The sequence below is a fragment of the Pontibacter virosus genome (genome assembly GCF_003096355.1).
Lineage (GTDB): Bacteria > Bacteroidota > Bacteroidia > Cytophagales > Hymenobacteraceae > Pontibacter > Pontibacter virosus.
On record NZ_QEKI01000001.1, the window covers coordinates 506,168 to 526,406 of the forward strand.

At 50.5% G+C, this 20,239-nt stretch carries 18 protein-coding genes; 7 read left to right on the plus strand and 11 right to left on the minus strand.

Annotation, left to right across the window (positions count from 1 at the left end; translation table 11 throughout):
- Positions 1-29: 29 nt before the first annotated feature.
- From C8E01_RS02190 to C8E01_RS02215, 6 genes are all read right to left on the minus strand, one after another.
- On the minus strand, positions 30-545 hold the full coding sequence (locus tag C8E01_RS02190; protein ID WP_116541704.1) for a GDYXXLXY domain-containing protein: 516 nt from the start codon (positions 543-545) through the stop codon (positions 30-32).
- Positions 535-1,611 carry a DUF4401 domain-containing protein gene (locus tag C8E01_RS02195; protein ID WP_116541705.1) on the minus strand — a complete coding sequence of 359 codons (1,077 nt, stop codon included), beginning with the start codon at positions 1,609-1,611 and terminating at the stop codon, positions 535-537. Before C8E01_RS02195 ends, C8E01_RS02190 begins: the two co-directional genes overlap by 11 nt.
- On the minus strand, positions 1,601-2,566 hold the full coding sequence (locus C8E01_RS02200; protein ID WP_116541706.1) for a DUF2157 domain-containing protein: 966 nt from the start codon (positions 2,564-2,566) through the stop codon (positions 1,601-1,603). The genes C8E01_RS02195 and C8E01_RS02200 overlap by 11 nt, the downstream gene beginning before the upstream one ends.
- A 72-nt stretch (positions 2,567-2,638) precedes the next feature.
- The gene (yiaA, locus tag C8E01_RS02205) at positions 2,639-3,061 is read right to left on the minus strand and encodes an inner membrane protein YiaA (RefSeq protein WP_116541707.1); all 423 of its coding nucleotides are present in this window, start codon (positions 3,059-3,061) and stop codon (positions 2,639-2,641) included.
- Positions 3,062-3,143: 82 nt separating this feature from the next.
- Positions 3,144-3,710: a Crp/Fnr family transcriptional regulator gene (locus C8E01_RS02210; RefSeq protein ID WP_243409383.1), complete on the minus strand. Its 567-nt coding sequence runs from the start codon at positions 3,708-3,710 to the stop codon at positions 3,144-3,146.
- Between the two features lie 138 nt (positions 3,711-3,848).
- Positions 3,849-4,634 carry an HNH endonuclease gene (locus C8E01_RS02215; protein ID WP_116541708.1) on the minus strand — a complete coding sequence of 262 codons (786 nt, stop codon included), beginning with the start codon at positions 4,632-4,634 and terminating at the stop codon, positions 3,849-3,851.
- Positions 4,635-4,808: 174 nt separating this feature from the next.
- Between C8E01_RS02215 and C8E01_RS02220 the strand changes: the two genes are divergently transcribed.
- Complete coding sequence (locus C8E01_RS02220) at positions 4,809-5,726, plus strand: glutamate--tRNA ligase family protein (RefSeq protein WP_116541871.1); 918 nt, start codon at positions 4,809-4,811, stop codon at positions 5,724-5,726.
- An 86-nt stretch (positions 5,727-5,812) separates the two neighbouring features.
- Here C8E01_RS02220 and C8E01_RS02225 read toward each other — a convergent pair whose 3' ends face one another.
- On the minus strand, positions 5,813-6,340 hold the full coding sequence (locus tag C8E01_RS02225) for a DUF2911 domain-containing protein (protein ID WP_116541709.1): 528 nt from the start codon (positions 6,338-6,340) through the stop codon (positions 5,813-5,815).
- 208 nt (positions 6,341-6,548) lie between these two features.
- Here C8E01_RS02225 and C8E01_RS02230 point away from each other — a divergent pair, with 208 nt between their 5' ends.
- From C8E01_RS02230 to C8E01_RS02250, 5 genes are all read left to right on the plus strand, one after another.
- On the plus strand, positions 6,549-7,895 hold the full coding sequence (locus C8E01_RS02230) for a mechanosensitive ion channel family protein (protein ID WP_207774854.1): 1,347 nt from the start codon (positions 6,549-6,551) through the stop codon (positions 7,893-7,895).
- Between the two features lie 117 nt (positions 7,896-8,012).
- Positions 8,013-8,459 (plus strand): PepSY-like domain-containing protein, encoded by a 447-nt coding sequence (locus C8E01_RS02235; protein WP_116541711.1) that lies wholly within the window; start codon positions 8,013-8,015, stop codon positions 8,457-8,459.
- Between the two features lie 182 nt (positions 8,460-8,641).
- Positions 8,642-10,399, plus strand: a complete 1,758-nt coding sequence (locus C8E01_RS02240; RefSeq protein WP_116541712.1) for an ABC transporter ATP-binding protein — start codon at positions 8,642-8,644, stop codon at positions 10,397-10,399.
- A gap of 537 nt (positions 10,400-10,936) precedes the next feature.
- Positions 10,937-11,566 (plus strand): hypothetical protein, encoded by a 630-nt coding sequence (locus C8E01_RS02245; RefSeq protein ID WP_116541872.1) that lies wholly within the window; start codon positions 10,937-10,939, stop codon positions 11,564-11,566.
- A 66-nt stretch (positions 11,567-11,632) separates the two neighbouring features.
- The gene (locus C8E01_RS02250; RefSeq protein ID WP_116541713.1) at positions 11,633-12,709 is read left to right on the plus strand and encodes a J domain-containing protein; all 1,077 of its coding nucleotides are present in this window, start codon (positions 11,633-11,635) and stop codon (positions 12,707-12,709) included.
- Positions 12,710-12,763: 54 nt separating this feature from the next.
- On the opposite strand, the gene C8E01_RS02255 is transcribed toward C8E01_RS02250, so the two are convergent.
- The 4 genes from C8E01_RS02255 to C8E01_RS02270 all read right to left on the minus strand — a co-directional run bounded on the left by C8E01_RS02255 (position 12,764) and on the right by C8E01_RS02270 (position 16,696).
- Entirely contained in the window at positions 12,764-14,161 is a 1,398-nt protein-coding gene (locus C8E01_RS02255; protein ID WP_116541714.1) for a CPBP family glutamic-type intramembrane protease, read from the minus strand.
- 102 nt (positions 14,162-14,263) lie between these two features.
- Positions 14,264-15,058, minus strand: coding sequence for an alpha/beta fold hydrolase (locus tag C8E01_RS02260; protein ID WP_116541715.1), 795 nt, complete (start codon positions 15,056-15,058; stop codon positions 14,264-14,266).
- A 243-nt stretch (positions 15,059-15,301) separates the two neighbouring features.
- The gene (locus C8E01_RS02265) at positions 15,302-15,787 is read right to left on the minus strand and encodes a hypothetical protein (protein WP_116541716.1); all 486 of its coding nucleotides are present in this window, start codon (positions 15,785-15,787) and stop codon (positions 15,302-15,304) included.
- A gap of 111 nt (positions 15,788-15,898) precedes the next feature.
- Positions 15,899-16,696 carry a hypothetical protein gene (locus C8E01_RS02270; protein ID WP_116541717.1) on the minus strand — a complete coding sequence of 266 codons (798 nt, stop codon included), beginning with the start codon at positions 16,694-16,696 and terminating at the stop codon, positions 15,899-15,901.
- Positions 16,697-16,791: 95 nt separating this feature from the next.
- Here C8E01_RS02270 and mfd point away from each other — a divergent pair, with 95 nt between their 5' ends.
- Positions 16,792-20,163 carry a transcription-repair coupling factor gene (gene mfd, locus C8E01_RS02275; protein WP_116541718.1) on the plus strand — a complete coding sequence of 1,124 codons (3,372 nt, stop codon included), beginning with the start codon at positions 16,792-16,794 and terminating at the stop codon, positions 20,161-20,163.
- The last annotated feature ends 76 nt before the right edge of the window (positions 20,164-20,239 follow it).

Sequence of the window (20,239 nt, forward strand, 5' to 3'; positions counted from 1 at the left end):
CGCATCTGAAATCATGGTTAAGATAGCGCTTATTTCTGAGATTCCTGCTCCCGACTCGGCACGATGAGCTGCCTATTTTCATCATACAATCCTACCAGTACGCTGTTGCCTGTATCGTCCACTCTGAGTCCACCATAGGCCGCTTTTTCAAAGGTTTCGGCCTGGCCTTCTTCAAAAAAGTAAGACTCTGCGCCCAGGTTGAGCGACCAACCCCCTTTGCTATACCTGAGCAGGATTTCTCCGGGGTGCAGCGGTTCTTTTTCGCTTTGGTACCGCACCAGTTGCGCCACATTCTGCGAGTCCAGCTGCACGACGGCATAGCCGCGGTTGGGGAGTTTCTCCAGTTCCTGCGTTTGGCTGATGGCATAGCTGAGTGTCATGTAATCGCCCTGCATCAGTGAGCGCGGGTCTACCGGTGCCAGGCTGAGCAGCACCAGTTGGCCGTCTTTTAAAACGTCCTCCTTCTCCACCACTGACAGGTTGAAAAAGGCCAGCACCGCCACCAGGTTGACCAGCACGATGATACTTTTCAGGTTACGCTTCATGGCTTCGCAGATAACGGTTTAACAGGTATAGACCAGCAAGAAAAAGGCTGCCCGTGAGCACCAGCACCCCGGACTTGGCCAGAAGCGTCATGTTGAGGTCGTAATAGTAGAGCACCAGAAAATAGGCCAGCGCCAGCAGCCCCACCCAAAAGCCTGTTCTGTGCCCGATGTAAAAACTGGATAGCACCACCAGCAAAGTGCCCGGCACTGATGGCGCCAGCACAGTCGGCAGCAACACCACCGCGCAACAGGTATAGAAAACAGCCAGCGTTTTCTGATCCTTAACTTCACTCTCGCGCAGTACGCGGTGTAGCAACAGCAGCAAACAGCCAATCAAAAATAAACCCGACAGCCAGAAATGGGTGATGTTGGTGGAGAGCAATTTCTGGTGCACAAACAGTCCAAGCGTGTTGATCAGGGAGAAGATCAGCCCCATGCGGACGGGCCCAAAAACCAGCGCAAAGCGCCGTGACAAGGCCAGTAGCTTTGCTTCATAGAGACTGATGAGAGTCAGCATACCTGCCAGCACCACGATCAGGGCATGCGACAGGTTGTATACCTTGTGTATGAAGATCAGGCTCAGCAGACTACCGTTGAGCACCATCATCGAGATAAACACACAGACAGCACTCTTCGAGAAAATCAGCACCAGTGCTGAAGCTATACCTAATGTGAGAGCTGCTACTGAGGCGCTATCTGTTATTCTACCCAAACCAAAAACGAGTAAAACATAGCCTGAAACATTCATGGCTACTCCGAGCGCGTCAGTAGTTGTATCCTTTTGCATACGAATTACTATTTCAGCAACTATCAAAAAAATCACGCCCAGCATTAGCGTAACTATACCTGAATCTAATAATCCAAAAGATGCAATTCCAGCTAGCAGGGTAACCATAGCCAGCAAACCACCCAGTATCGTGAGCACCTTCACAGGCCAGCGCTCGAGCAGCGATGTAGCTTGATCAATTTCTGCAGCTATCGCTAGCTCGTCGTATTGGAAGTCGGGTTGCTCCTGATCAATTTGCTCCAGCACATTGCTCAAACGCGGATATTCTTTATCTGCCATGCCACTGTCGGTTAAGTTTGCTTAGGTACTGAATCAGCAAAGTAATGCTGCCCACCACAAAGAGTGTCGCCAGCAACAGCATAATCTCCGGCACATTCTCCCCAATCCGCACCAGAATGGCCGTTACCACTGCTATCCCGCTGAACGGAACGGCTGTCAGGTAAAAGATATCGCGCACCTTTAAGCCGTAGGCTATACCTGCGCCATACATAGCCGCGCCGAGCACATAAGCCAGGCCATAGTCGTGATCTATACTTTCGAAAAGTGCTGAGATCATGCTGACGGTGATGACGGTGATTGCCGCCAGCCCCACCAGGCGTGGGAACCAGCGGTGCTGTATACCTACGCGGCCTTTTGCGGCCAAGGCTTCCCAAATGACAACAGCCGCTGCATTGAGGATGAACATCGCATCCAGCACCACCGCAAAGCTCCAATGTGTGGCCACCTGCTGGGTATAGAGCACGAAGGTGGTATTGAGCAGCAAGAGAAAGATGAACCACAGCGGCTGAAAACGTGCCACAATCACCCACAATACCACACACATCGTCCAGCCCAGGAAGAAATCGTAGGCGTTGGCGCCGGTCTGGTAGATCTGCCCAAACACAGCGAAGAGTACGCCTACCAGCATGGTGCTGGCCGTGAGCAGCACGTTCTTCACGCTGCTACTGAGTTTGGTAAACACCGCCGCGAACGTTACCCCCAGTACGAGCACTTCGATCAGCCCCAGCTTCACGAACTTGTGCATGTCGGCCCAGTTGTAGGCGAAGAAAAAGATAATGCCCGAGATCAGGAAACTCCCTCCGAGGCCGAGCAGAAACAGCCGAACAAACTTGATCCAGTCCTGCGGCCCGGCGTATACCTGCTCTTTGCGCAGCCGGTCGGCTATACCTGACTCGCGCCAGTTGCTGTGCCTGGCGATGCTGTAGAGGATTTCGCGGGAAAGGTGTGGTTTCATAGAATCATTTGAACAAGTACTGTCATTTCAAAATGGTGGTTGATGCGTAATGAGTATGCTACTCAGTGCATTTTAATAATACAGCTCCCCATCATTCTTTGCGGGTAGTTCTCTGCCTAAGCTGTCACGGGTATTTTTCTGCACCGCAATGGCAGCGAAGAGGCTTAGTAAAAACGACATGCCATAGAACCCTTTTTCGCTCAGGAGCAAGTCAGCATTCCAAAGCCCCACTGTCAGCAGCACGACCGCCAAAATGGTAGAAAACCAGCTGAGTCCGTAATAGATGTTGGTTACCGGTATGCCCTCCAGTTGGTCGCGCACGCTTTTCTGGAGCGAGATGGCGGAGAAAAGACCAAACATAAGTATGGCAAAATAATAGCCCTTTTCGTTCAGCAGCATGTCGGCATTCCAAAGCCCGATGATGTAGGCTGTTATACCTGTAAGTAAAGTAGCCCAGGAGGCTGCTACAAATGCGTTGGATGGTTTCTGATTCATTTTCGTCTTTCGTTAAGTGATGAATCAAAGGTATAGCAGCCCTAAAAACTTTCTTTTGACAATTGTCAAAAAAGGAAAAACATCAAACCTGGCTCCGGATCCTGCTCAGCGTTTCCTGACTGATACCTAAGTAAGAAGCGATTTGCCCAAGCGGGATTCGCTGCAGAATATGCGGCGAGGTCCCCAGTAGCTGTTCGTACCGCTCCCGGGCCGTCTTGAACTGCATGGCCATCAACCGCTCTTCTAATCTGATGTAGTACTGCTCGTTTATAATCCGCACCAGGCGCTCCAGGTCATGGTGCTGATCAAACAACTGGTTCAGGGTTTCGAAACTAATCCCCCACAAGGTGGAGTCTTCCAAGACCTGTATGTTTTCTATGCCCGGCTTTCGGGAAATGAAGCTGTAAAAAGAGGTAATGAAGTTATTCTCGAAGCCAAACCAATACGTCACTTCTTTGCCGTCTTGGTTATTGTAGTATCCGCGCAAACAACCTCGCTCTAAAAAGTACAGGTTATTGCACACCATTCCTTCCCGAACCAAAAACGAATTTTTTGGCAATTCCACTTGTGTCAGGGCCTCAGAAAGCACCTCCCATGCAGGTATAGAGATTGGGTGGTATTGGGAGATGCAATTGAATAATGCATTCATTTTGAGGCGCTCTTAATTTGGGGGTGGGGCTAGAATTTGTTTTGTTTAGGAAAAGAGAAAGATGGTTTTATAGTAGAGTCGAACGGGTTTATAGGCGTTGAGTTAAGGAGTATTCTGTCCTACTGATACTGCACTGATTTACTGCTTGAGTATTTTCGTCCTATGATACTCTAAGTATTTTATATTCATTTCCTTTAGCCTTGGAGGGCGAAGTTGCTTACCCTTTAGCATTTCAAGCTTCTCTTGAAGTTGTTTGGAAAACTTTGATGCTTGCAATGTAACAATTACGAATAGATCATTTGTGAAAGAAATAAATCCTTTGTCAAAAAGCGAATCTACTTCAGTATAGAGGCAAATTCCATTAGAAATGTCCCCTCTACAATCTTTGTCATGAGACCAAGGAACAATATGACTTGCTGTCAATAATGAGGGTTCAGATATTTCTGTCAATGCACACTTATTTCCAAAATTCTTCAAAACACCTTTTCTAAATTTTGACTGCCCTAGTCTGATATTAATTTCAGCTTTCGCATTTTCTATGAAGAAATCATCTTCAATGTCAAAGGAAGTTTCTTGAATTAATGGCAATGAATAATAAGGTGATATATCTACAGCTAGCTCTGAATTACTATGCATTAAAAAATGGTGATTCAGAATTACAGCAGTCCACCGATTAGGATACTTCCCTGTTGTCTTATGTTCTGGAATAAATAAATGCTTGAGAACCTCGAAAGGAATGCAATAGTAGTCATCATCATTCTGTTGGTCTGACCAAATTACAATATTGAATTTATCTCCAAATGAAGTAATTAGTTTGTAAATCACGGAATCTTGAAAGCCACACCATTTATTTTCAGCCCCAGCTTTTAAAACATAATTATTTCCTCCGTCAGACCAATTCTTTATATCAAGAGCTCGATTCATAATTGTTGCCGTTAGCTAATCGAAAAGCATATGCATTTACTAAAACACCCTCTAACAAACATAGCGAAATCCAGTTATTTCTCAACCTAATCGTCATCCTTTTCTAAGGCTACACAGATTTGATTATTGACGCGTCAGCTATACCTTGCAGCCTTTACCTGCATTACTACACCTGTGGAAACGAAGCAGCAAATAAAAACCCGCATCGCCCCGACCCCCAGCGGCTACCTGCACCTGGGCAATGCGCTGTCGTTTGCCATAACCTGGGCGTTGGCTCGCCAGCAGCAAGGTATAGTCGCACTCCGCATCGACGACCTCGACAATGCCCGTTTCCGGCCCGAGTACCTGCAGGACATCTTCGACACGCTCGACTTTATGGGTCTCGACTACGACGAGGGACCGCGCAACCCACAGGATTTTCAGGAGAACTACTCGCAGCTTCTGAGGCTGCCGACATACCAAATGCAACTCGACAAACTGGTGCAGCAAGGTATGGTGTATGCCTGTCCCTGCTCCCGCAGCCAGATAGCGGCGCTGTCGCTCCAAGGGCTATACCCGCTCACCTGCCGCGATGAGCACTTGCCGCTCGACACACCCAATGCCGCTTGGCGGGTGCGTATACCTGAGGACACAACCATTTCTTTCCAAGACCAGCTTTTAGGCCACTGCACGGTGGCGCTGGCCCTCGAAATGCCCGACTTCGTGGTGCGCCGCAAAGACGGTATACCTGCCTACCAAATTGCCTCGATCGTGGATGACCTGGCCATGGGCGTGAACCTGATCGTGCGGGGCGAGGACCTGATGCTTTCCACGGCGGCGCAGCTTTTCCTGGCGCAGCACACCGGCGCCACCGCCTTCACCGATGCAGCTTTTGTGCACCATCCGCTTATCGTGAGCGGGGGAAACAAGCTCTCCAAATCGCACGACGCCCTCTCGCTCACCGAAATGCGCAAGGCCGGGCTCACCCCCAAGCAACTCTGGCAAAAACTGGCGGAGCTGCTCGGCTGGCAGGACGCAGGTATAGCAGACGCGCAAAGTTTCCTGAGCAGGTTCCGGCTCCAGGACCTTCCGCGGCACATCGCACACGTATAGCCGCTTGCAGGCGGGCACAAAAAAGCCCTGCTGTTTTCAAGGCTATACCTGAATCCACAGCAGGGCTTCTCGTTTAATGTCAGACTTTACTTTGCCGCCTGTATCTTAACTGGCACTTCCAGGTTCTCCCAGCGCAATACCATGCCTTCGCCAGTGACATCATACACCAGTCGCTCGCTCATCGAAGCTGCCTGGCGGGGCTTGGCTTTAACACGCAGCGCGTCTTGTTTCTCGTCGTACTGTGTGCCCCATTGCTTGGCTGTTTTGTTGAAGATCAGGGTCCACTCGTCTTCGCCAGGTATAGCATAGAAGCTGTAAGTACCAGCCGGCAACTCCTGGCCTTCCACCATCACGGCACGGTCAGTGGTAACAGTAGTGGCCTCGTTTGCACCCGCACGCCATACCTCGCCATAAGGCACAAGCTCACCCCAAATGGTACGGCCTTTCACAGACGGACTGCTATAGTTAATAGTAATGTTAGCGTCGCCGATCTTACCAGTGGCTGTGGCCGGCGGACTGGCTTTTGGCTTCGCATCCTGTGCCCATACGGTGGAGGACATTAATATGCCCATAAACAACATGGCAAGTACATTTGTGAATCGTAGGTTTTTCATAGTGTTTTATTTTGGTTTTGATTGAAAGATAGGCAATTAACCTGTATTCTACTACAAGATTATCAGCCAATTAGCTAACGAACACTAACCGCTTTGGATTGTGTAGGGCGCGCAAAGGTTGCTAGAGCCCTCAAGCCAGCCTTTGCAGCACCATGGCTTTTCTTCCGTATAGAAAGGAAAACTCAAAAAAGAGAAAGCCGCGGAACCTATGCCTTCTTATAACCGAAACAGGAGAATTTCTAAGCGAAACCTACGCGTCTCCACATCATACGACGGTACGCAACGTATTGGTCAGCCGCAAAGCTATACCACTACGCCAACACGCAGAAAGCTCAGTTCCAAATTTCGGAGAAGAAAGCGCACCCGCAGCTCAGCCGTGAAAGGAGCTCAGAACCGACTGCGCAATTTCCGGCAAGCCTCTATTTTGGCCGTAGCCATTACAGGTTTGATTTTGATGATGTTTGCTCCAAGCGAGGCAGGTCTGGCACAGGACAATTACCCCGACACCGTTGCTGTAGTGGAAGACGTGGCGGTGCAAGACCTTGTGCCCCGCGATACCGTCACAGAGGAGGTGGTAGCTAAGAATGGCTCCACCAAAGAGGCAGCAGAGGAGGCGATCGGGGCGCTGCAGGGCCTTTGGGAAAGCTTCGTTTTCAATCTGCCTAAAATACTTATCGCCCTCTTTACCCTTGTTTTAGCCTGGCTGACCGTCCGCGGGCTGCGGGCCATTCTGCGTCGCTCTATAGGCAAGTGGCAAAGTTCAAGCGCCATCATCTCCTTGGTTTCCATTGCTGTTTGGTTACTGGCCATTGGGGTGGCGCTGAGCGTGGTGGCTGGCGACATACGGGCATTGGTCGGCTCTTTTGGCCTGATCGGCCTGGCCCTGTCGTGGTCGCTGCAAACACCCATCGAAAGCTTCACCGGCTGGCTCATGAACTCTTACCAGGGCTACTACCGCGTGGGCGACCGCATCCGGGTGGGTGAAGTATTCGGCGACGTCTACCGCATCGACTTCTTAACGACCACGGTTTGGGAGATCGGAGCGCCTTACCAGCCGGGCTTTGTGCGGGCCGAGCAGCCGACAGGCCGACTGGTCACTTTCCCCAACAACGAAGTTTTGACGGGCACTGTCATCAACCTGACTGGTGACTTCCCCTACGTGTGGGACGAACTGGATGTGGGTGTGGCCAACGAGTCGGATATGCCGCTTGCCATGCAGGTGGTCGAAAGCGTGGCGCTGGGGCTACTGGGCGATTATATGAAGACACCTGCCGCCATGTACTCGCAGCTACTGCAACAGGCAGGCCTGGACGACACCGTGCCAGACAAGCCGCAGGTTTTTATCTCCATGGATGAGTCCTGGACTAATATTACTATCCGCTACCTGGTAGGTGCACGTGAGCGACGCAAGTGGAAGAGCGAGCTCACCATGCGCATCACAATGGAGTTGAACAAGTCCGAGTATATAAAGAAAATCATACCGGTGTACCCACGGCAGCAGGTACAGTTCATCAACGCCGATGGCACTCCTACACAAGCCAATGAAAAAAGCTGAGCCAGCTATTGAGACACAACTATTTTACTATCAATAGAATCCAAAGTTCAGATTTGCTTCAGATTTGCACTGTAAACTTGTACCATACCAATTTTTAAAACTTAAAATATACAAGTTATGAAAAAGATACTAGTTGGATTTGCCTTCGTAATAGGTTCAGCTGTAGCAGTACAGGCGCAGGACGTAGCCGAAAAGGATGTTCCGGAAGCCGTAAAAAGCGCTTTGTCGCAGAAGTATGCCAATGCCACTGACCTGGAGTGGGAAAAGCACGGTGAGAACTACGAAGCTGATTTTGATGTAGACCGCATCGACCATGCCGCCATGATTGACCCATCAGGCAAAATACTGATGACCAGACATGATTTGATGGAGAAAGACCTGCCAGAGGCTGTACGTACCGCCATCAGCCAGAATTATAAAGGCATGCGTGTGGATGATATCGAGCAGGTGGAAAAAGACGGAAATACTTTCTACCAAATGGAACTTGACCAAAAAGGACAGGATAAGAAAGTTGTACTGTCAAAAGACGGAAAAGAGGTAACTGACCCTGCGTATTGGGACTAACCGTTTGTCTTTTAAATACTACATGGAATGCCCGGAGCCAAGCTTCGGGCATTTTTTTGACCCTTACCCAAAGGCCTATACCTGTCATCGTACTGCATGGGTCGCGATAAGGAGAACAGGCAGGCTGTATACCTGCACTGAGTACGCCCGTAGGAAGAGAATTCGAACTCACTTCATCTTGCATGCGCGTACTCTTAAACTACCTGCAGCCTCACCGGGGGCTGGTTATACTCTCGCTTCTGCTGGCCGGCATCAGTCAGGTACTGGCTTTGGTCGACCCGATCATTTTCGGCAAGATCATCGACAACTACGCCACACCGCCTTTTACCATGACGAGCGAAGAACGCGTGAAAGGCGCCCTGTGGCTGATGTTGCTGGCTGTTGTGGTAGCGCTGCTCTCGCGTCTGGCAAAGGCTTTTCAGGAATATTTCACTAACCTGGTGGTGCAGAAATTCGGGGTGCAGATCTTCAACGACGGCCTCAAGCAAACGCTCAAACTCTCTTACCAGGAATATGCTGACCAGAACAGCGGCGAGACGCTTTCTATTCTGCAACGGGTACGCCGCGACACGGAGCGCTTCATCAACTCGTTCATCAACATCCTTTTTTCGTCTTTGGTGGGCGTGGGTTTCCTGGTCTGGTATGCCATCACGAAGCACTGGGCACTGGTGCCTATTTTCCTGATCGGGATGGTGGTGCTCGGGGGGCTCACCAGTATATTGAGTGCTAAGATCAAGACCATGCAACGGTCCATCAACCGGGCCACCAACAAAATGTCGGGGGTGATCACAGAGTCGCTGCGCAACATTGAGCTGGTTAAGAGTTTGGGCCTCACCTATCCTGAAATACGGCGTTTACGAGAGCACACCGAGCGGATTTTTTCGCTGGAAATGGCCAAGGTAAAGCGGGTGCGCACGCTCTCTTTTCTGCAGGGTACGGCGCTCAACCTGCTCAGGCAGTCCATTTTGTTCACTCTGCTCTGGCTTATTTTCCGGGATGTGCTCACTACGGGCGAGCTGATCTCGATGCAGTTTATTTCGGTCAGCATCTTCGGCCCGCTACAGGAAATGGGCACCATCATCCTGACCTACCGCGAAGCCGAGGCCTCGCTCCATAACTTTGACGAACTAATGAACAAGCCTGTGGAGACCCGGCCCGAGTCGGCGATTGATGTGGGACCGCTGCAGCAACTCCGTTTCGAGGACGTGGTGTTCCGGCACAAGGGTGCGCCGCAGAACTCCGTCGACGGTATTTCCTTCGAGGCCAACACCGGCGACACCGTTGCTTTTGTGGGGCCGTCGGGTTCGGGCAAGTCGACGCTAGTGAAGTTGCTGGTCGGGTTATACCTGCCAGCCAGCGGAGAAATACTCTATAACGGCACGCCCGTAAAAGAAATATGGCTGAACGAAGCGCGCCGGCAGTTGGGCTTCGTGACGCAGGAAACGAACCTGTTTTCGGGCACGATCAAAGAAAACCTGCAGTATGTAAAACCGGACGCCACGGATGAGGAAGTGATCAGAGCGATGGAGAAGGCTTCAGCCACCCACCTGCTCACCCGCTCCGAGCAAGGTATACACACCCAGATAGGCGAAGGTGGCCTGAAAATGTCGGGTGGCGAGAAGCAGCGCCTTTCCATTGCCCGTGCCCTCATCCGCAACCCGCGCCTGCTCATTTTCGACGAAGCCACCTCCGCCCTCGACTCCCTCACGGAGGAGGAAATTACCGCCACCGTGAAAGAAATCTCGGCTTTGCGCGAGCAAATCACCATCTTGATTGCCCACCGCCTCAGCACCATCATGCACGCCGACACCATTTATGTGCTGGAAAAAGGAAAGATCGTAGAGCAGGGCAACCACGCCGGGTTGGTAGAGCAAAAAGGCCTGTACTACGCCATGTGGCGCCAGCAGATCGGCGAACGCAAAGTGGAGTTGATCCGGTAGATTGCGCAGCGCCTGCTATACCTGCAAGCGTCCCTGAATCAAGTTCGGGACAGGCTCCCAGACCTGTGAAAGTCTTAGTGGAACTTTGAGGACATTGCAGCAACTTGAGCTTGCTGCTATTGTGACAGTCCTTTCCTGCAACCGACTCACTACGGGTGCTTAAAGCACTAACTTGTCTTCCTGGGAAATTCTCTGCGCTTATACCTAGGGTCGTTAAGTTCTAACGAAATCTCCCCTTGAGGACGGGGCGGTTTCATTCTCTTTTTTTGTCATCCTGGAAGGATCTTGGTAACAAGTAGTATAAGCTTCACCTCCCGGGGGAAGGGGCCCTCTATTTCAACCAAGTTTCTTTACAGAATGACAATAAGTTTTAAGAGCATTCTTTTAGAATGAAACGGCCCGGCCTTTGAAGGTAGAGTTCCCAACAGAACTTAACAATTCCGCCTCTACCTATACCCACCGCAATGCGATGTACTGCAACTTTATACCTGTAGCTCAGGTATGCAAAGCAACAAATTAAAACTGAAGCTTATACCTATGAAACGATACCTACTAGCCATAGCCGGTCTGCTGGCCCTCGCCTCCTGCGGCTCCGACTCCGCCGACGGCAATTACAACCGCGCTGCAGACGATGACCTGATTGAAAGCCAGATCGATACCGAAACGAAAGCCTCTATCGACAGCGTGGCCCGTGCCACCGACGAAGGCGCTATTCTGCACCCGCTTCCCGACACGCTGACCACCCTGTTGCAACAGCGCCAGCCGCAGGCAGGGGTGGCCGTTCTCACCGACCAGACCATGTCCAACCGCACTCGGCAAGTCGACAATCCGGTATACCTGCGCGGCAACCTCAACGGCAACCGAAACCCCGACTATGCCGTGCAGGTGCTGCAGAACGACTCCATCCACATCCTGGCTTTTCTGGATTACGGCACTCCGCAGGTCCGCGAAATGAAAGTAGCAGCCTACCCGTCGCAGCAGCTGAACGACCGCAGGTATAGCAACCTCCAGCTTAAACTAGCCCCGCAGGACTCACTTGTGCGCAACCCGCGTCAGCAACAGTTCACCAATCTAAAGACCGACGGCGTGTCCGTGCTCGACGGCAATCGCACCACGCTATACCTGTTGCAGAACAACCGCTTTATACCTTTCGACGCGCAGCAGTAAGGTATAGCGCCGGCTAATCCGTAAATTGCAGGCGCTATACCTCTTTCTTATACCTGTTACCTGTTTATGCCCGCTTTTAAGTCTGACAAACCTGTTCCATCGCTCACGCCACAGATCACCTCTTCGGACCATCGTAGGCTGAGCCAACTGCAGCAGGAATTCAACCAGAAAGTGGCGCAGATAGAGCAGCTGAAGCAGGAGCTGGCCACACGGCGCGACAGCATGGACCTTGCGCAGAAGCGTATCGAGAAGGAACTGCGCCCCATCATTATGCAACAAGTGGCACAGCGGGTAGCGTTGGCCCACCTGCTTGACGAAGCTTTTGCCTTACCGCTGTTCAGTTTCAGGGAGAAAGAAAAGCTGGCCCAACTGATTGCCAGCATCAGCCTGGACCTGATTCAGAATTACGAGCGCAAAGACTTAATCTCCCTGCACGATCGGTATGCTGAGGTGCCGTATGCCGAGCATGATACCTACCTGTATGAGGAGGAAAATTTTCCAGAGGAAGGTATAACCGACCAGGAAGAGGAAGCTATACCTGACAACTGGGATGAGCTTGATGAGTTTGAGCGCATACAGGCTCAGCTGGACCGTGAAGAGGAAGAGCGGGAACGGGCCAGGCAGAACCGCCAGAAAGGCCGCAAAACCAAAGCCCAGCAGGAAAAAGAGGCGAAAGCGAAGGCCGAACTCAGCAACATCAGTAAAGCCAGTCGCCGCGTGTACACCGACCTGGCCAAGCAACTGCACCCCGACAAAGAACGCGACGAAACCAAGTGGGCCTGGAAGGAAGAGGCCATGAAGCGCGTGACGCAAGCCTACCACCACGATGACTTTTTCGAGCTGCTGCGCCTGCAGATGGAGTTTTTGCAAGAGCAAGGCCAGGCACTCGATAAGCTGCCCGACGAACAGCTAGCTTACTATCTCAAAATCCTGAACGACCAGCTAAGCGAATTGCAGGCCGATCTCAATAGTTTCATCTCCGGACCCAACGCCAGCTTTTACGACCGCTTCTGCGGCAGCCCCAAGCAGATGAACCAGAAGTTTAAGCAGGCGAAGGAAGGCCTAGCCTACGAACTGGAACAGCTGAAGCAGAACCTCAAAGTGCTGCAGGACCCGGTGCAGATCAAGGTGATTTTAAAATAAAACAGCCGCTCACTTGTCTCTCTGACCTGTGAGCGGCTGCTTCAAAATTCCTTACTACTTAAAAGATACCACTGCCAGGTCAGCCAGCTCCATCCGCGACTTCAGCAAGATTCCGTATTTCGTTTTCAGGTCTTCTTTTGCTTTCTCAAAATCACCTTTGGGCAGCTTAAAGTTATACTTGCCTGATTCCAGAAGCTCTCTTTCCGCAATAAGCCCTACCTCAAAATTTGTTTCGATAGCGCCTACCAACTCGCCCAGCGTTACGTTTTCGAATGTGATAGCATCTTCGTTATAGCTAACGGTAGACTTCCCCATGTCTGCCACAGCGTTTGTCGCCAGCAGGCTGGAGTCAGCAATGGCCACGTCCCAGGCATCCATTTGCTGCGAGCGATAGACCACATCAAATTTATAAACCTCCTGCAGTTGCTCCAGCACCAGTTGCTTGTTTTGCTTTATGTCTTTAGGGGCAGCATGGGCTTTAAAATGCAGGTCAATGGCTGTGTACTGATGCTTCTTTTTATCAAGTTCTACCAAAGATTCTTCCCTATCCAGTAAGGCCAAAATAACATCGTGCAGCTTTTGATTCTCAAAACCAACGGAATCGACGCCGATAAATCTTGAGGAAAGGGCAGTCTTATCATGGAGCATGTGCTCCTCCACCTGCAAGGTATAATTTTCGTTTTGGATATGGAGTTTTTCATCTAACATACCCATCGTTGCAAATGCCAGCCCAAACAACAGCGCATTGTGTCCTGCGTGCATAAAATAGCCCCAGCGGAAGCCATGCTTCACCCGCATATACCCCATTAGCATGCCTCCTATAACTTGAGGCGCGACCAGAATCGGGATAAGCAGAACAGCTGCTGATGCGTAGTCAAAGTCAGTAAAATTGGCAATGTGAATAAGACCGAAGCCCAAAGCCATGAAGTAAAAGAACACCCCGTATACCTTCCCCCAAACTTTCTTCAAAAAGCCAGTTATTTTGTCGGCGTTTAGAGCATAAAGCACAAGTGCTATGCCTAGTATACCCCATACAGCCATAGCCCCTACTAACGGCAAATTCGAGTAGGCCAAATTGCTTAGCACAATAGCTGCTGCCACCGCAAGCAGGGCTATGTAGCCGCTCTTAAATCGCAATCCATAGCGGAAGATCAGCTCTTCCAGCAGCGGGACTGCCAACACACCCAATAGCAGAAAAGCCCAGATTGGAAAAGACCGCATCATTTCCAGCACAGAGTGGCTACTATTCACATGCCAGCCCATCAGTTTCAAAAGCTGCATCACGCCCATGAAAGCAAAAGTGAGCGTCATATTGAGCAGAAGCACAAGCAACAGAATACGCAGCTTGTCAGCGGTACTTTTATGCGCTTCAGGCTGGTCTTTCGGGTTTTTCAGGAAAAGCCAGATGTCGGAGGCAGTTTGTTTTAGCTGGAGGGTGAACGAATGGAGCATATATAAAATTTAATACTGCAAGTTGGTTACAGCTTAAATATAATTAAAATATAGGTATATCCTATTACTTCGTCTAAAGGCTGTCCTTTTGTTTCCAAAGAGCTATACCTTCAAGTAGTCTTCCATAATGGCAATAGTTTCGAGCGGGGAGCTTAGGTTAGGACAGTGACCGGTGGCCTTCATCTGCACTAGTGTAGAGTTACGGATAGCGTGATGCACATAGTTCCCGACCTCCGCCGGGGCAATGATATCCTCAGCGCACTGCATGATCAGGGCCTCGGTCTGCAGTTTGGGAAGGTCCCGGCGGTTGTCTGACAGGAAGGTAACCTGTGCGAAGTGTCGGGCAATGTCAGGGTCGGTATTGCAGAAACTCTGCGCCAGTTCTTCTCCCAGCGATGGCTTATCTGGATTACCCATGATCAGGGGTGCAAACGTATCGGCCCAAAGCGGGTAGTCGTGCTCCATATACGCCAGCATCGACAGCACATCGGCTCTGTCAAATCCGCCCACGTAGTTTTCGTCGTTTATATAACAGGGCGAAGGGCCGATCAGAATCAGTTTCTTGAATTGTGTGGGCTCTTTGATGGCGCTAAGCACCCCCATCATGGCACTAACAGAATGTCCGACAAAGATTACTTCCTGTAAATCCATCTCTTCGCATATTTCCAGTATGTCAGAGGCGTAGCCTTGAAGAGTGCCATACTTGTCGATATCATAAGCCTTGAGGTCGGAGTTACCAGCTCCCACATGGTCGAACAACACGACCCTGTACTGCTGCTGAAAAGCAGGCGTGACAAAGCGCCACATGTTCTGGTCACATCCAAAGCCATGGCCGAACATGAGCGCCTGTTCGCCTTTCCCGGAGATATTGATATTATTTCGTTTGATCACATCCATCGCATCCGACTACAAGCTTCTCCTGACTATTCTGCAGGTATGGCAGACTTCTCTATACATAACGCCACTAGTGTAGCTATACGTATTTAAAATAGGATAAAACCATAATGCAGTAAGGGAATTTATTCAGTCAGTTGTGCTTCTGCTTAGGTCTTCTAAAGGAGACAGGAAATACTTTGAGGGGTTAAGTCCCTCCTCTGCTTAGGTTAGCTCTTTTGGATTTGAGATCAGAAAAAGCGGAAACTAAATTTGGGAAAGGGGCGCTGTCAGATCCTTTATTTCTGTTTGTAATTCCTGGGCTAGTGGCTGTATTCGTGCCATAGCGTCTTCTTTGTTACCGTCACGCGACAGCAAAATCTTGGTGCCGTCCTCTAACCACAGGAAGCTATCGAACGAAGTGGAAGCGGTAGGGCGCCAGGAACGGCGCGAGTTGGAAGAGAAGTACCTGTTCTTCTTGAGAAAAATGCACTTTGTGCCGGGGTATGGTTCTCTGGTGCCAACAGTGCGGCCTAGTATATTTATGCCCATGCAATAAGTACCGCTGTAGAGGTCTATTTCGAGGCATTTATACTGCACCAATGGAAAGATCCCAAACAAGATCATGATGACACCAACCACGGGATAGGTCATGCAAACCCAAACGCCTCCAGCGATAATGATGGTAGCGTACACCTTCGTCGTGAAGCCTGCGGGGTCAGTCAGTCTGTAGCGCAGTAGAGGTGTTTCCATCGGTATATAAGATATCGTTTTCGGAATTAAATTAGCTATGCTGATAATTTGGTTGATGTTTGATCACATCAGCAATCTGAGTTAACACTTAGGTTCACCGTTACATTGACGCTAAACTTGCGATATGGATGAATTCCGTTCCTTCCAAGCATAGATTAGCGGAGGTACAATAAAAACGATTGTTACGAGGGAGATATTCATAAAATAGTTTATCCATACCTTATCAGCAAAAAATATAGGTATGTAACTGGTTATTTTGGATAACCCTAACCCAACTAAAAAGAGGAACAGTTCAAGTAAGATTAAAACCACTATGTTATACCATATAGAATGTTTTTTATCTGAGAATGCAGTGAATGGAATTATTAACATCAATAAAACAAAAACCCATGAAGAAGATATAAAATGCCAGAAAGTGCTTACTTTGAGGCTTTCTTGAGCAATTTCACTTTGATTATTGATAGTACTAAAATCCAAGCTTGTCAAGAAGTCAAATGTTTTATCTTGAAGGGATTTTCGTTGTACTATATCCTCTTTTAGTTTCAGTAAGTAATGTCTATATTTTGCTTTGTTATCACCTTCATTGGATAATATTCTATTTATCTGTTCAATTTGACTCAATTTCTTCTCATTTTGATAGTAGAATGTAAACCCAAACACATTATCAATAAACAAAACTGATAAGACTACACCGATTACTACGATAGCTTTCGCTGATAGCTTGTGAGTTTTATCAGTTAGGAATGATATGAACGCATTGATTGATTCACCCATAGGAAAATAAAATGTGCATAAAAGGATTAAAGTATAAATATATTTAAATAATACCAGCTTATTTATTACAAGGGACACTTTTTCTCCTACCTCTCCCGCAACTTTCTCCCCCTTCAACCAGTTCTGATAAAACATTAGTTTGTAGTACCTTTGTAGATAACAACCAGCAGAACACGACTATCGAAAAGTCCTGTGTTCTGCCTTTGCTGTTTTGTGACTTTTTGAACTGAATGAAAGTAACTGATTTTTTAGAGCTGTACCGACTTGATGGCGTGGTGCAGACCATTGCCGAGCGACTCAAAGCCGATAAACCCTATCGCCTGCAACTGAAAGGTATGGCGGGCAGCCTCGATGCCGTGATGGCCTCGGCAGTCTATACCCTGCACCCGCAGCACCAACTCTTCGTTTTGCACGACAAAGAGGAGGCGGCTTATTTCTATACCGACCTGAAAAACCTGCTCGGCGACGAGAAGGAGGTCATGCTGTTCCCGACTTCCTACAAGCGGCCCTACAGCTTCGACGACACCGAGAACGCCAACATCCTGATGCGGGCCGAGGTGCTCAACCGCCTCAACACCAAATCCGACAAAGGCGAGCTGATCGTGACCTACCCCGAGGCGCTGACCGAGAAAGTGATCAACAAAAAATCGCTGGTGGAGAACACGCTGGGTGCCAAGGTGGGCGAAAAACTGGACGTGAATTTCCTGAGCGAGATGCTGGCCGAGTATGGTTTTGAGCGCACGGAGTTTGTGTATGAGGCGGGTCAATATGCTGTGCGCGGCGGCATCGTGGACGTATTTTCTTACGCCAACGACCTGCCCTATCGCATCGAGCTTTTCGGTGACGAGATCGAGAGTATCCGCTCCTTCGACCCCGACACGCAGCTGAGCGTGGAGACGAAGAAAAGCATCTCCATTATACCGAACGTGCAGACCAAACTGCTGCAGGAAACCCGCGAGGCTTTTCTTGACTTCGTACCGAAGAATACCGCCATCTGGTTCAAGGATGTGCGCCAGACGCTGGATGTGATCGACGAGTACTTCGACAAGGCATCGCAGGCTTTTGAGAAGCTGATGGCCGGCAGCGGCGGTACCCAAATCGTGTCGGATCCGGAGCAGCTCTTCCAGACACAGAAGCAGTTCAAGAAGCTGCTCGAGAAATTCAGCATCGTGGAGTTTGGCAAGCGCTTCAATTACAAAGACACGGAGGTGCTGCAGTTCCAGTCCAAGCCGCAGCCCTCCTTCAACAAAGATTTCAACCGGCTGGTAAAAGACCTGCACGAGCAGCAGAGCAAGGGCTTTGTTAACGTCATCGCCACCGATTCGCCACGCCAGATCAACCGCCTCACCACCATCTTCGACGAGCTGGACCACGACATGCGTTTCCAGCATCTGGGCATCTCGCTGCGTGAGGGCTTCATAGACGAGCAGCTCAAGATCACCTGCTATACCGACCACCAGCTCTTCGATCGTTTCTACCAGCACAAAGCCAAAGAAGGCCGCTCCAAGTCCAAGGCCATGACCCTGAAAGAGCTGCGCACCCTGCAGCCCGGCGACTACATCACGCACATGGACTACGGTGTGGGCCGCTTCGCTGGTCTGGAGAAAGTAGAGGTGGGCGGCCGTCTTCAGGAAGCCATCCGACTGGTATACCGCGACGACGATCTGCTATACGTTTCCATTCACTCCCTGCACAAGATCAGCAAGTATAGCGGCAAAGAGGGTGGTCCGCCGACCATGAGTAAGCTGGGTTCGCCGGAGTGGGAGAACAAGAAGAAGAAAGTAAAGAGCAAGGTAAAGGACATTGCCGCCGAGCTCATACAGCTCTACGCCAAGCGCAAGGCCGCACCGGGCTACGCCTATACCCGCGACGGCTTTTTGCAGGCCGAGCTGGAGTCATCGTTCATTTACGAAGACACCCCTGACCAGGGCAAGGCCACCGAAGACGTGAAAACCGACATGGAGCAGCCCCACCCGATGGACCGCCTCGTGTGCGGCGACGTGGGCTTTGGCAAAACGGAGGTGGCCATACGTGCTGCCTTCAAAGCAGCCTGCGACGGCAAGCAGGTAGCCGTGCTCGTTCCGACTACGGTGCTGGCCATGCAGCACTTTAAAACCTTCCGCGACCGGCTCGAGCAGTTTCCGGTTACGGTTGACTACATCAATCGCTTCAAGACAACGAAGGATATCAAGAACACGCTCAAGCGTGTGGCTGAAGGCAAAGTGGATATCCTAATCGGCACACACCGCATCGCCAGCAAAGATGTCAAATTCAAAGACCTTGGCCTTTTGGTGATAGACGAAGAGCAGAAGTTTGGCGTAAAGACCAAAGAGAAGCTGAAGGAGATGCGCGTGAATGTGGATACGCTCACCCTTACCGCCACGCCTATACCGCGTACCCTGCACTTCTCGCTGATGGGCGCCCGCGACCTGAGCGTGATTGCCACGCCGCCGCCAAACCGCCAGCCGGTAAAAACGGAGCTGCATGTGTTCGATGAGATTCTGATCCGGGACGCTGTGGCCACAGAGTTGAAGCGGGGCGGACAGGTATTTTTCGTGCACAACCGTGTGAAGGATATCGAAGAAATGGCCAACATGATTCTGAAGCTGGTGCCGGACGCCCGCATCACCTTCGCCCACGGGCAGATGGACGGCGAGACACTGGAAAAACGGATGATGAAGTTCGTGGAAGGCGAATACGACGTGCTCGTATCGACCAACATCATCGAGTCCGGTCTGGATATACCAAATGCCAACACTATCATCATCAACCGGGCGCACATGTTTGGCCTGTCGGACCTCCACCAGATGCGGGGCCGTGTAGGCCGTTCTAACAAGAAAGCCTATTGCTACCTGCTCACGCCGCCGGTGGCTGGTCTTCCAACCGATGCCCGCAAGCGCCTGAGCGTGCTCGAGGAGTTCTCTGACCTCGGCGAGGGTTTCAAAATCGCTATGCGTGACCTCGACATACGGGGGGCGGGCAACCTGCTGGGTGGCGAGCAGAGCGGCTTCATCAACGACCTGGGTTTTGAAATGTACCACCAGGTGCTCGACGATGCCATCAAGGAGCTGAAAGAAACCGAATTCCGTGACCTGTTCCTGAAAGACAACCTGGCCGAGTTTGTAGAGCCGGTGCGCGACTGTAACATCGAAACCGACATGGAAGTGCTTATACCTGACTGGTATGTGGGCAATATTTCGGAGCGCCTCAACCTGTACAGCAAACTCGACAGCACCAAAGACCTTCAGAGCCTGGAGAAGCTGCGCGATAGCATTGTGGACCGCTTTGGTCCGCTGCCAGAGGAGGTACAGAAACTCGTAGAAATCGTGAAGCTGCGCTGGCAGGCTCAGCAACTGGGTTTCGAGAAGCTCACCATCAAAAAAGAGGTGATGAAAGGCTACCTGCCAAGCGAGAACAACGATGCCTACTTCCAGTCCGAGACCTTCGGCAATATTCTCAAATACGTGCAGCAGCATTCGCGCCGCTCCCGTCTCAAAGAGGCCAAGGACAAGCTGATCGTGATCGTGGAAGACATCCAGAGCATTGCCGACGCCCGTGACGTATTTGACAGTCTCGACGTGAAAGCCACCGTGAAGGGATAGTACCACCAGGGTAAGCCTCGAAAAGTAAATCATATTATATCAGCTGCACATACCACAAAGACCCTTTGGCATGTGC